Origin of the sequence: Desnuesiella massiliensis, from assembly GCF_001403615.1 — a bacterium.
GTDB classification, from domain to species: domain Bacteria; phylum Bacillota; class Clostridia; order Clostridiales; family Clostridiaceae; genus Desnuesiella; species Desnuesiella massiliensis.
This window is the reverse complement of the sequence record NZ_LN879453.1, coordinates 116,977-129,255: the sequence shown is the minus strand read 5'-3', so window position 1 is coordinate 129,255 and position 12,279 is coordinate 116,977. Positions and strand designations below refer to the sequence as shown.

12 protein-coding genes are annotated in these 12,279 nt (G+C 31.2%); 3 read left to right on the top strand and 9 right to left on the bottom strand.

The window, feature by feature from the left end; all coding sequences use genetic code 11:
- The first annotated feature begins 165 nt into the window (after positions 1 to 165).
- Positions 166 to 1,644: a nicotinate phosphoribosyltransferase gene (locus tag BN2665_RS03210; protein ID WP_055665674.1), complete on the top strand. Its 1,479-nt coding sequence runs from the start codon at positions 166 to 168 to the stop codon at positions 1,642 to 1,644.
- 23 nt (positions 1,645 to 1,667) lie between these two features.
- Here the strand turns inward: BN2665_RS03210 and ndk are convergent, their stop codons facing one another.
- The gene (gene ndk, locus BN2665_RS03205; protein ID WP_055665785.1) at positions 1,668 to 2,078 is read right to left on the bottom strand and encodes a nucleoside-diphosphate kinase; all 411 of its coding nucleotides are present in this window, start codon (positions 2,076 to 2,078) and stop codon (positions 1,668 to 1,670) included.
- Positions 2,079 to 2,191: 113 nt separating this feature from the next.
- Positions 2,192 to 2,395 (bottom strand): hypothetical protein, encoded by a 204-nt coding sequence (locus tag BN2665_RS03200; protein ID WP_055665673.1) that lies wholly within the window; start codon positions 2,393 to 2,395, stop codon positions 2,192 to 2,194.
- A 356-nt stretch (positions 2,396 to 2,751) separates the two neighbouring features.
- On the opposite strand from BN2665_RS03200, the gene BN2665_RS03195 reads away from it, so the two are divergent.
- Both BN2665_RS03195 and BN2665_RS03190 read left to right on the top strand, forming a co-directional pair.
- Positions 2,752 to 2,985, top strand: coding sequence for a hypothetical protein (locus BN2665_RS03195; protein ID WP_055665672.1), 234 nt, complete (start codon positions 2,752 to 2,754; stop codon positions 2,983 to 2,985).
- Positions 2,986 to 3,049: 64 nt separating this feature from the next.
- Positions 3,050 to 3,556: a QueT transporter family protein gene (locus tag BN2665_RS03190; RefSeq protein WP_055665784.1), complete on the top strand. Its 507-nt coding sequence runs from the start codon at positions 3,050 to 3,052 to the stop codon at positions 3,554 to 3,556.
- Positions 3,557 to 3,622: 66 nt separating this feature from the next.
- Here BN2665_RS03190 and BN2665_RS03185 read toward each other — a convergent pair whose 3' ends face one another.
- The 7 genes from BN2665_RS03185 to BN2665_RS03155 all read right to left on the bottom strand — a co-directional run bounded on the left by BN2665_RS03185 (position 3,623) and on the right by BN2665_RS03155 (position 12,228).
- Positions 3,623 to 5,182: a response regulator transcription factor gene (locus tag BN2665_RS03185; RefSeq protein ID WP_055665671.1), complete on the bottom strand. Its 1,560-nt coding sequence runs from the start codon at positions 5,180 to 5,182 to the stop codon at positions 3,623 to 3,625.
- A complete protein-coding gene (locus BN2665_RS03180) occupies positions 5,175 to 6,935 on the bottom strand; it encodes a sensor histidine kinase (RefSeq protein WP_055665670.1) in 1,761 nt (586 codons plus the stop codon). The genes BN2665_RS03185 and BN2665_RS03180 overlap by 8 nt, the downstream gene beginning before the upstream one ends.
- A gap of 113 nt (positions 6,936 to 7,048) precedes the next feature.
- The gene (locus BN2665_RS03175; protein ID WP_055665669.1) at positions 7,049 to 7,750 is read right to left on the bottom strand and encodes an MgtC/SapB family protein; all 702 of its coding nucleotides are present in this window, start codon (positions 7,748 to 7,750) and stop codon (positions 7,049 to 7,051) included.
- 32 nt (positions 7,751 to 7,782) lie between these two features.
- On the bottom strand, positions 7,783 to 8,853 hold the full coding sequence (locus tag BN2665_RS03170) for an ABC transporter ATP-binding protein (RefSeq protein WP_055665668.1): 1,071 nt from the start codon (positions 8,851 to 8,853) through the stop codon (positions 7,783 to 7,785).
- Between the two features lie 24 nt (positions 8,854 to 8,877).
- The gene (locus BN2665_RS03165) at positions 8,878 to 10,560 is read right to left on the bottom strand and encodes an ABC transporter permease (protein WP_055665667.1); all 1,683 of its coding nucleotides are present in this window, start codon (positions 10,558 to 10,560) and stop codon (positions 8,878 to 8,880) included.
- Between the two features lie 116 nt (positions 10,561 to 10,676).
- A complete protein-coding gene (locus BN2665_RS03160; RefSeq protein ID WP_055665666.1) occupies positions 10,677 to 11,705 on the bottom strand; it encodes an ABC transporter substrate-binding protein in 1,029 nt (342 codons plus the stop codon).
- 175 nt (positions 11,706 to 11,880) lie between these two features.
- Entirely contained in the window at positions 11,881 to 12,228 is a 348-nt protein-coding gene (locus tag BN2665_RS03155; RefSeq protein ID WP_055665665.1) for a hypothetical protein, read from the bottom strand.
- Positions 12,229 to 12,279 lie beyond the last annotated feature (51 nt).

Sequence of the window (12,279 nt, the reverse complement as noted above, 5' to 3'; positions counted from 1 at the left end):
CTCGATGTATATATTAATTTGAAAATTTAATGCTAGATTTAATATTAAAAATCTTTTATCATTAATTATATCCAATTTTAAAATATATTTTAACTATTGTAAAATTTTTTTTAAGGTATTAAAATAGATATGATTTCATCATATACACTGTAGAGGAGAGTAACTATGAAAAACTCAACAAGATTTAATGTTATGAATGAAAGAAATCTTACAATGCTTGTAGATTTCTATGAATTAACTATGGGAAATGGTTATATAAACAGTGAAGTATCTGATAAAATAGCCTATTTTGATATGTTCTTTAGAAGGGTGCCTGATGGCGGAGGATATTGCATAATGGCTGGAGTAGAACAGCTTATTGAATATTTGGGCAGCCTTAAATTTACAGATGAGGATATATCGTATCTAAGGAGCAAAGAGATTTTTTCAGAAGAATTTTTAAATTACTTAAAGAATTTTAAATTTTCTTGCGATGTTTGGGCTATTCCTGAAGGAAATCCTGTATTTCCAAATGAACCTTTAGTTACAGTACGAGGTCCTATCATTCAAGCTCAATTTATTGAAACTATGATTTTACTTACAATAAATCATCAAACCTTAATAGCTACAAAAGCAAATAGGATTTGCAGAGCAGCTGGAAATAGACCCGTTATGGAGTTTGGTTCAAGAAGAGCTCAAGGTTATGACGGTGCCATTTATGGAGCAAGGGCTGCTGTTATAGGCGGTTGTAGCTCAACAGCTTGTACTATTGCTGAAGAGATGTTTGGAATACCGTCAGCAGGCACTATGGCTCACAGCTGGGTTCAACTTTTCCCAAACGAGTATGATTCTTTTAAAGCTTGGGCTGAATGTTATCCTGATAACTGCACATTACTTGTAGATACCTACAATGTTATAAAATCCGGTATCCCTAATGCTATCAAAGCTTTTGATGAAGTAGTTATCCCTAAAGGCTATAGACCAAAAGCTATAAGAATAGATAGTGGTGATATTACCTATTTAACAAAGCGTTGCAGAGAAATGCTAGATGAAGCTGGATACCAAGATGTAAAAATAATAATTTCAAACTCCCTAGACGAACACATAATCATGGATGTATTAAATCAAGGAGCAAAAGTGGATGGTTTTGGTGTAGGCGAGCGCTTAATTACCGCAAAATCAGAACCAGTTTTTGGTGGTGTATATAAACTCTGTGCCATTGAGGAACCTTCTGGTATAATCCCCAAAATAAAAATTAGTGAAAATGAAGAAAAAATAACTAATCCAGGTTTTAAGAAAATATATAGAATCTTCGATAAGGATAGCCATATGGCTATAGCCGACTTGATTACTTTAAATCATGAAACCATAGATGTTACAAAGCCTTTAGAAATTTTTGATCCTATACACACCTGGAAAAAGAAGAAGATTAAAAATTATTATGTTAAGGATTTAATGGTTAAGATATTTGAAAATGGTAAGCCTATTTATGAGAGCCCTAGCGTTATGGAGATTAAAAGCTTGGCAGAAAAAGAATCTGCAAAACTTTGGCCAGAAGTATTAAGATTTGAAAACCCACATAGCTACTATTTAGATTTATCTTCAGATTTATGGAATTTAAAACAGAGCTTACTTCATAAGTACTCTGATATATATGAGGAATAAAAAAAGTTGCAATGCAACTTTTTTTATTCTTTAAATTCTGGAAACCAAATAGCCATTTCACGTTTAGCGCTATCTATGCTATCTGAAGCATGCACCAGATTTTTTGTAGTCTCACCGCTAAATCTTCCTCTTATACTGCCCATATCTGCTTCTAGAGGATTTTTATTACCATTTATTTTTCTTACTAATTCAATGGCATTTTCCCCCTCTATTATCATAGCACATAGATTATCTTCAGTTATGAATACTACCAAATCTTCAAAATAGCTTCTTCCTTTATGTTCAATATAATGATTTTCAGCTAATGCTCTATCTGCCTTTACGATTTTTAGGGAAGATATGTTTAAATTCTTTTTTTCATAGATACTTATTATTTCGCCTACTAATTTTCTTTTAACTCCATCAGGTTTAATTAATACTAAAGTTTTTTCAATTGCCATATGTATCCACCTCTCAACATAGTAATAATACTATGTATTGACAAATTTAATAATATTTAAACACTAATTCATTAAATTTAAAACTAGTCTTTATAAAAAGACTAGTTTTACCATAAAATATTATCGTAAGATTCATTAAAATCAGGATCTAAGTCATATTCTAATAACTCTTTAATCCTAAAAGAATGTTTATTTTCATATAACTTAAAAGGACAACCTTCCTGAGTCCTCTCCTCTTCCATATAAAAAACACAATCCTTAAAGCATTCTACCTTCTCTTTAGTTGTAGACCAAAACGGGCATTGATTCATATTACTCGCCTCCTGTTTTTATACCAATTATTATTTTTATTATATTCTAATTTTTTAGAAATTTAAAGCCAAGTATTAAAATTTAGAATTTTCTAATTATTTTTAATTATTTTGCTGAGTGATATCTAAGATGATATATAAAATGTATAAATAACCTCAAACCAGCATTTAACCTTTTGCTATAGAAAAAATCTACGTATATTACCACTATATTCCACATACAATCTAAATGTCAAGAAAAAATCCTTATAAAATCCTCAAATTTGATGTAAAAAAATAATTTATATGATATAATGATCTGAGTGTCAAAAAGTGTTTTCTCCTTGTACCCACTATAAAAAAAGGGAGGGTTTGATATGAGCTTGGTTAAGTGTACTACTATTAACAATAGTTTTTCACAAAATATTATCTGTTTTATAGCAATTAAGTTTTATAAGAGAATGCTAAAAAAATTTGCGGGTAACCAAGGTATATGGGAAGTAATAAAATTAAAACATTGTTTTGGGCTTCCACAAGAAAGGCTTTTTGACATTAAAACTCTATTTAAGGAAGGAGTATTAAAAAGCTATTTCTTGAAAATCATTTATTGAATTGGAGGTAATTTCAATGGAAAAAAAACTTTATTTTATTGCTCTGCTTATTTTAACTATTGCTATGCTTATTTTTGTTTTTAAAGTATATTTAAAAAGCATAACTACCAATAAATTAGTTAAAATAGCTATAGTGGCAGCTTTATATGCACTTTTAACTATTAACTTAGCGCCTATAAGCTATGGATTCATACAATTTAGACTTTCAGAAGTAATGGTATTATTAGCCTTTATAGATCCTCTTTATATACCAGCCTTAGTACTAGGATGCATAATGGCTAATATATTTAGTCCACTAGGTATGATAGATGTCTTTGTAGGCAGCTTTGCTACTTTATTGAGTGTTTATATGATTAACAAGTCTAAAAACTTATTCTTGGCATCTTTATGGCCTTGTATAATGAACGGCATATTTGTTGCCGCTGAATTATATTTGCTAAACATAGCTCCTTTCTGGGCTTCAATATTATATGTTGCTCTAGGCGAGTTTGGAGTAGTTTCAATTATAGGAGTTCCTCTATTTAAGACTCTGCTTAGCAACAACAAAATAAATAGTATTTTAAAGATATAAAAAAAGTCCTTTTAAAAGGACTTTTTATTTTAAATTTTTAAATATCTAAAATTTCAAAAATCGTCATTATTTTACTTTAGAGAATTCGCTAGGGGTATATCCAGTATATTTTTTAAAGATATGAGAAAAATATCTGTAATCTGGATACCCTAGTTTAGATGCTACTTCTGTAACCTTTATATTAGGATCTCTAAAATATTCCTTTGCTTTTTCCATTCTCAGCTTAGTAATATATTCAGAAAATCCAATTCCTAATATCTTTTTAATCTTTCTGCTTAAATAGCTTTCACTTAAATATGCCGTCTTTGCTACATCATTTAAAGATATATCTTCGTGATAGTGTTGTTTTATATATTCCAAGGCCTTTTCTATCCCACTATCTTGGGTTTCTATACTGAATTCCTTTAATTCATCTAAACAAGATATGATTATGCTATTTACAAGTTCGTAAATTTCATCTAAAGTATTAAGCTTTGAGATCTGCTTATAAGCATCAAATTCTCCACTTGCAACCTTTGCAATAACTATATTATATTCTTTTAATAACTTTAAAGCAGAAAGTATTACTTCAATGCTGAATTCCTTAATTAGCTTGGACTTTACTTTTAATTTCTTGAAAATCTCATAATACACTTGCTTTATCTGCTTTTCTACATTCCTCTTATCTTTTGCATTTATAGATAAAATAATTTCTCTTTTGTATTTTTCTATTAACAAATTTAAGGTTTTACTCTCTATTATATCGTGAGCTTCATATTTATAAAAATTTATACTACCTCTTCCCTTGTATAGTTTATCATAAAGGGCCTCTTTACTTTCAGAATATAGTCTATTCATATTTTGTATTAAACCAATTGTAGATAAACCCATGCTGACACTTATCTTACATTTTTCCTTTATTTCCTTTTGTATAAAGGATAGTAAAGTAACTATTTCTTCTTTATCTTTTATATGCTCCGTATCTATTATTATGGCAAGTCTGTCTTGATGACACTCTATAACATAGCAATCTTCGTTAATGTTTTCATAAATAATATTTTTAATCAACCGATTTTGAGTATAAATTAAATCTTCTCTTCCCTCTTCTAAAATATTATGATAATTGTCATTTTCTATATTTACTACAATAATTTTTCTTAGCTTAACTTTGCTTGCATAGAGTATCTCTTCAATTATATCTATATTGGTGATCTTACCTCTCATAATATCTAGTAATATTTTTTCTCTAGTGAAATTCTTTTCTTCTCGTATTTTAAGTGCCTCTAAAGAGGCCTTTGATACAGCCTCCAAAAACTCGTTTTCATCAATGGGCTTTAATATAAAGTCTAGAGCATTAATTTTAATTGCGGCTTTAGCATACTGGAATTCATCATAACCAGTGATTATTATAAATTTGCAATCTGGCAAATATTCTTTAATTTTTTCTGCCATTTTAATCCCATCCATGCCAGGCATCTTTATATCTGTGATTATTATATCAGGTTTAATTACTTTACTTAGTTCTATGGCTTTAAAAGCGTCTTCTGCCTCTCCGCTTAATTCACAGCCAAGGCTCGTCCAATTTATAGTCCTTTTCATACCTTCTCTAGCAAGGTATTCATCATCTACTACTAATACTTTAATCATTTATATCACCTTTTTTTTCGTAATGAAGGTTATCATTATAAGGAATTTTAATGCTTACGCAAGTAAACTCTCCTTTTTTCTCTACACTCACTCCAAAAGCATCTCCATATTGAATTTTCACTCGCCTATCTACGTCATTTATACCTATACCTTCTCCTTTTGCAGTACTATTTCCAAATCCAATGCCATTATCTAAAATATCAAAATACAACTTCCTATCTCTTGCATATACATTAATTTTAATCTCACCCTTACCTATTTTTTGCTCTATGCCATGAATTATAGAGTTCTCTACTATAGGCTGAAGCATTAATTTTAATACCTTATAATTCTTTATATTTTCCTCTACATCTATAAATACTTCAAATTTGTCCCCATATCTTGTCTTTTGAATGATTAAATAATTCTGTATCTGTTCTATTTCTTGACCTATAGTTACCAGATCTTCATGGCTACTTATGCTATATCGTAAAAACTTTCCCAAGGCAGTAACCATGGTGGATACTCCTTCAAAATCATTTAATTTCGCCATCCAATTAATAGATTGTAAAGTATTGTATAGAAAGTGTGGATTTACTTGAGCCTTTAAAGCGGTAAACTCAGCCTGCTGAAGAAGAAATTGTTTTATGTAAACCTCTTCAATTAACCTGTTGATTTCTTTTATCATATCATTGAAACTTTTTCCCAGCTGGGCTATTTCATCATTACCTATAATAGGAAAATTAATATTTCTTTCGCCCTCCTCCACCTTTTTCATTATATTAGATAATTCATTGATGGGTTTAGAAATATTTCTTGAAAGAGTTAAGGAAGCTATTACAGCCATTATAGAAAATACAATCATTAAAATTATAAAGATAGCGATTATTATAGCTCTCTCCTTATAGATAACAGATATAGGAACTAATTCTACCACCTTCAGTGCCATATGGTCTGAAGTTGTATAATAAGCTCTATAATGTATATTATCAAGATTACATTCAAAAACACCTTTTTCATTTTTTATAATTTGATCTAAGTAACCTTCATCAAATTTAAAACCAGTTCTATTTTTATGTAACTTATCAGTTATAATAGTTCCGTTCTTATCCAATATGTACACATTGTTTTTTTCATAAGTTCTTGTGTTTTTTAAAATGTCATTGAAATAGTCATCATATACATCAGAAATAACATATCCTAGTGAGCCACCTTCATTTCTGCTTCTTATTTGCCTTCCAACAGCCATAACTATATCCTTACTATACTTACCATCTACTCTTCTATGTATAAAAGATAATTGTTTCCCCTCTGATCCATCAATTATATCAAAAAAATTCCCTCTTGAATCCTCATAAATAGGTACTAGATAGTCAGTGGTGCTAAACCTAGTTTTTCTATTTTTATCAATAATATGTATCGGTACATCTAAAGTCTGGGTAGCTAATACACTATTAGCGATTTTATAGATCCTTTGAGTATCTTTAAATCTATCCTCATAATTGTCATAATTAGTCTTGCTTAATATTGCTTGTATCTCCTCTTGCTCTGAAATGTAGTTTGTCATATTTATAAAAGTAGATAAAGTAGAATCTGCCAATCTACTTATTATATTTAAATTTTCTGTAATGGATTTGTTTATTTTATCTTCTGTAAATACTGAAATATTATAATATGATATTATAGCCATAAACAATAAAGGAATTATTCCTACGATTATAAAGGATCTAAAAAGCTTCTCTTTAAAATGTATAGGTTTTCTTTCTTTTGCCATAGATGCCCCCTTAAGGATTTAATTTTAACGCAATTTTATTATAGCATATATATCAAAAGAAAGTCCTTGGTAATCCCAGGACTCTCTTTATTAAGGCATATTTAAATTAATAATTATATAACGCTAACTTTGATTACTTCCTCGTTTTGCATTAAGTCATGTAAGATATCTGAACTGCTTATATATTTAGGTACTAATATGGTATATAGGCTGGACATATTTTTAGGATTTTCCTCCTCATCCTCTAATGCAAATTCTATATTTTTCACCTTTATACGCTTAGTATTAAAGTAGTTTTCTAGTTTATCTATTACTGCTTTTCTATCATAATATTGGACTTCTATCTTTACTAGATTACTCTTTTCAAAGAATCTTGTTTCTAGCTTTTTCAAGGATACAAGTACCATAACCACGGTTATGCCTGAAAAAATACTGAGAAGGTAATATCCCATACCAATAGCTAGCCCCAAACAACCAACTACCCAAAGGCTGGCAGCAGTGGTTAATCCTCTTATGGATCCCTTTTCATGTATTATAGTTCCGGCCCCTAAAAATCCTATACCGCTTACAACCTGAGCTCCCATTCTTCCTATATCAGATTTCAAGGCTCCTTCTAGGCTAGGATTCTTTAGTATCAAATTGGTGGCATCTTGAATAGAGTAAACCTGAATCATAGATATCACTGCCGCTCCAACACATACGAGTATATGAGTTCTAAACCCTGCTGGTCTATTTTTAAACTCTCTTTCATAACCTATAGCCCCTGCTATGATTATAGCAAGAAGGAGTCTTATAACCACTTCATAAATGGCCATACAATTTCCTCCTTTATAGATAATTATTTGACCTAAATTATATGCACATTAAGCGCCGAAAAGCTTATTTTTACTTCTTCTCCCTCTTTAAAGGTTTCTCTACCTTGTGGATTATTGTCTTGAATTTTAATTTCTTGGCCCATAACCTCTACTACATAATCCTGATAGGATCCCATAAAGGTAGATAGGCTTACCTTCGATGAAAGCATTCCTTCCTTTGCAATTTGTATGGCTTCAGGTCTCAATACTAATTTACATCTATCTCCAGCGCCTTTGTCTCCATTGTATTTTATGTCAATTATTGTTCCCCCTAAATCTAAAATAGCTTTTCCACCTTTAACTTCTTTTATTGTAGCTTCTAAGAAATTAGCTGTACCTATAAAGTCTGCAACAAATTCTGATTGTGGTGTGTAATAAACTTCCTTAGGGGTACCAACTTGCTCAATTATACCTTTGTTCATTATTATAATTCTATCAGATAAGCTCATGGCCTCTGATTGATCGTGAGTTACATAAATAGCAGTAATTCCAACCTTCTTTTGGATTTTTCTAATCTCAGTTCTCATATATACTCTTAACTTCGCATCTAAATTTGATAAAGGCTCATCAAATAGCAGCACACCAGGCTCCATTACAAGAGCACGAGCTAAAGCAACTCTTTGCTGTTGCCCTCCTGATAGTTGATTTGGATATCTATTTTCCATTCCTCTTAAACCTACTAAATCTATTATATTATTAACTTTCTCTTTTATTACTGACTTATCCATTTTTTTTAGTTTTAAGCCATAAGCTATGTTATCATATATATTATAATGTGGGAACAAAGCGTAGCTTTGGAAAACCATAGCTGTATCTCTTTTGTCAGGAGGTAAGTTATTTATCATGTCCCCTCCTAAATAAATTTCTCCAGAGCTCGGGATTTCAAATCCAGCTACCATTCTCAAGGTAGTAGTTTTACCGCAACCTGAAGGGCCTAATAAGGTTACAAATTCTCCAGCTTTTATATCTACAGATATATTATCAACAGCTTTAAACTCTCCATTAGTTGTTCCTGTATATATCTTCACTAAATTTTTAATATTAACACCTTTACTTCTTTGCATATGAATTACCTCCATCCATGAATTTTACATTTCTTCTCTACTTACACCCATTTTACTTAACCCAAAATATAATATAGAAATAGCTATATAAACAATAATTATAAGTATGGTGGAGAAAGCAGATGCCACCCCAAATCTTCCATTATCCACTTGAGATAATATTTGAACTGTTAAAAGATTGTACTTAGCAGAAACTAAGAATATTACAGCACTTACAGCGGTCATACTTCTAACAAAGGTATAAACCAGGCCGCTGAAGAATGCTGACTTTATTAATGGCAGTGTTACAGAGGTAAATACTTTTGTTGTATTTGCTCCCAAATCCGCTGCTGCTTCTTCTATTGCAGGATCTATTTGCTGCAAAGACGCTACCCCTGATCTTACTCCTACTGGTACGCTTCTCATGACGAAGGAAAGAATAATTATTGTCGCTGTACCTGTTAATACTAATGGTTTAGTGTTATAGGCTGTTACATATCCTATACCTATAACAGTACCTGGCACAGCCATTGCTAATAAGGAAGTAAATTCTATAAAGCCCTTGCCAAAGAACTTCTTTCTTACAATTAAAAATGCTATTATCATGCCATATATACCTGTTATTGGTGTAGCTATAGCAGCTAAATAAGTGGTATCCTTTAAAGCTTTTGTACCTAGACTAAATACATATTTAAAGTGGTTTAAAGTTAAAGAATAGTCTACTCCCATTACTTTAAATAATCCGCCTAAAGGTATGAGCGCGTAGAAAGCAAGGACAAATACTGTTATTAATAAACATGCTATGTCAATGGGCCATACTATATGCTTTTCTGTGATTAAATCTCTTTCCCTCGATGCTTTTCCTGTGACAGTAATATAGGATTTCTTTTCTATCCAATACTTTTCAAGCACAAATAGTAATATGGATATTGAAAGTAATATAACTGCTACGGCAGCTCCGCCCTGCATATCATAATTACCTATAGCTTGTAGGTAAATTTGAGTAGCCAGGGTTGAAAAGTTACCTCCTATAACCATAGGATTTGAGAAATCCGCTACAGTTTCAATAAAAGTTAATAAAAAGGCATTAGCTAGTCCTGGAGCCATTAAAGGCAAAGTAACGGTTTTGAAGGTCTTCCACCTTGATGCCCCCATATTTCTTGCCGCTTCTTCAAGAGAAGGATCTATTCTCTTTAACAAACCCGTCAATAATAGATATGCTACTGGAAAAAAGGTCATGGTTTGAACAATTACCAAACCTTTAAATCCGTATATATTATAATCTGTTATTCCTAATAATCTTCTTGTAATTAATCCGTATTGTCCAAAAAGCATTATGGCTGATAACGCTAAAACGAAAGGTGGCGATATTATTGGTAATATAGAAACTACCTTAAATAATCTTTTAAAATGAGACCTGATATATGAATCTGCATAAGCAAATACGAAACCAATAATAGTAGATAGTCCGCCTACCACCGCACCTAACACCAATGTGTTTTTTAAGGTTTTTTGGAATTCAATGTTTTTTAAAGTTTCCCAATAGGCATTTAAGGTAAAGCTAGAGCCTTTTATAAAGCTTACCTTTAATACAGAAAATAGTGGATACAATATAAATACCGCTAAAGATATGAGTACGAATACTATAGTAATTAAAAGCATTGGATCTCTCCAAATCTTTTTCATGTCATTTAAATCATTTTTTAAAGCACTTTTTCTTAAAGCCATTTACTATGTGCTCCTTTCTTAAAATATTATCGAGCAAAATATTATACATAAAGTAAAAATATTATACACGTTGCTTTTTATATGTTTTGAGACCAGTTTTCACTGGTCTCAAAATATTATTTTATAGCCTTATTCCATTTTTCAACTAAAGCACTTCTGTTCTTTCCTGCCCAGTCAAGATTATATTCTATAAGCTTAGTGCTCTTTAATTCTTCAGCTAGTTTTGGAGGTTGCGCATCTTTATGAGTTAAGAACTGATAAGATCCTACAGTTTGTCCAAGTTCTTGAGCCTTTTTAGTCAAACACCAATCAACAAACTTCTTAGCGGCCTCTTGATCCGGTCCTCCTTTAATTATACCAACAGCACCTATTTCATAGCCTGTACCTTCTGATGGAGCTGTCATAATTAAATCCTTCATACCTTCTTCTCTATACTTTATTCCATCATGAAGAAAGCTTATTCCTACCATAACTTCTCCTTGTCCAGCTAATCTAGCAGGAGCAGTTCCAGACTTTTCATAGGTTTTTATTTGTTTATGAAGTTTCTTCATATAGTCTAAGCCCTTTTCTTCTCCCATAAGCTGTACTACTGTAGCCAAAGCTGTATAAGCTGTTCCTGAAGATCCTGGATTAGCCATGGATACTTGTCCTTTAAATTCTGGCTTCAAAAGATCATCCCAAGTTTTTGGAGCTTCTACACCCTTTTCTTTAAGAAGTTTTTGGTTAGACGCAAAGCCTAAGTATCCAACATATATTCCACTCCAATATCCATCTTTATCTTTGTACTTATCTGCTAGATCTTTAGCATTTGGTGAAACATATTTCTCTAGTAACCCTTCTTCAGCGCCTTGAACTAATCCATCTGCTGGACCTCCAAACCATATTGAAGCTTTAGGATTTTCTTTTTCAGCCCTAATTCTACCTAATATTTCTCCTGAACTCATTCTTACTGCTTCGGTTTTAACCCCTGTATCCTTTTCAAATTCTTTTACAGCCTTAACCATGTGGTCTTCCATTAATCCGCAGTAAATTGTTAACTTTAGATCTTTTTTCTCTGAAGCTGCTTCTTTTTTACCACAACCAGCAAATAATGTAACAGACATCATTGCCCCTAAGGTTAATGCCAATAGTCTTTTTTTATTCATTATTTTACCCTCCTTAATGGTTTCGGTTAAAATATTATTGATTTCGTTTACAGATTCATTATAATTTAAATATAAACATGTTAATAAATAATGAACAAAATTTTAAACATAAAGGTAAAATTATTGCACATTTTAAAAATATACATGAAAAAAGCAGCTTTATAGCTGCATTTTACTATTTTAAATTTAAATTGCACATTTGCTTGGAATTGTTTTTATAAACAGTAATGTTTATAATCTCATTTTGAAAAGCCTTTAACAGAGCCTTCTCAAGAACCTTCTGCTGATTAAAATTATCTATATCTACACAAACTGCAAATACTTTATTAATTTGACCATAGGCATTTTTATATGTAAGAGTTACGTTAGGCTTGTCATATTCTACATTTAAGATTTTAAGACCCCAAGAAATTTCTGCAAAGTCTCCTTCTAAGGATAATTTAGTCATATCACTTAGCCTTTTTTCGTCCATACCTGGCCTCTCTATTATTATTAGTTCATCGCCTACTCTATATTTGCTCATAATATTACCTCCCAAAGTAAATTTTAAGACTTTAATTTAACTTCTAGACAA

Excerpts from the sequence above, each read along its gene's own strand:
- BN2665_RS03170 (WP_055665668.1), bottom strand. The coding sequence starts at position 8,853 with ATGCAAAGAAGTAAAGGTGTTAATATTAAAAATTTAGTGAAGATATAT.
- BN2665_RS03185 (WP_055665671.1), bottom strand. The coding sequence starts at position 5,182 with ATGATTAAAGTATTAGTAGTAGATGATGAATACCTTGCTAGAGAAGGT.
- BN2665_RS03210 (WP_055665674.1), top strand. The coding sequence starts at position 166 with ATGAAAAACTCAACAAGATTTAATGTTATGAATGAAAGAAATCTTACA.
- BN2665_RS03190 (WP_055665784.1), top strand. The coding sequence starts at position 3,050 with ATGCTTATTTTTGTTTTTAAAGTATATTTAAAAAGCATAACTACCAAT.
- BN2665_RS03200 (WP_055665673.1), bottom strand. The coding sequence starts at position 2,395 with ATGAATCAATGCCCGTTTTGGTCTACAACTAAAGAGAAGGTAGAATGC.
- BN2665_RS03160 (WP_055665666.1), bottom strand. The coding sequence starts at position 11,705 with ATGAATAAAAAAAGACTATTGGCATTAACCTTAGGGGCAATGATGTCT.
- BN2665_RS03175 (WP_055665669.1), bottom strand. The coding sequence starts at position 7,750 with ATGGCCATTTATGAAGTGGTTATAAGACTCCTTCTTGCTATAATCATA.
- BN2665_RS03180 (WP_055665670.1), bottom strand. The coding sequence starts at position 6,935 with ATGGCAAAAGAAAGAAAACCTATACATTTTAAAGAGAAGCTTTTTAGA.
- BN2665_RS03165 (WP_055665667.1), bottom strand. The coding sequence starts at position 10,560 with ATGGCTTTAAGAAAAAGTGCTTTAAAAAATGATTTAAATGACATGAAA.
- BN2665_RS03195 (WP_055665672.1), top strand. The coding sequence starts at position 2,752 with ATGAGCTTGGTTAAGTGTACTACTATTAACAATAGTTTTTCACAAAAT.
- BN2665_RS03155 (WP_055665665.1), bottom strand. The coding sequence starts at position 12,228 with ATGAGCAAATATAGAGTAGGCGATGAACTAATAATAATAGAGAGGCCA.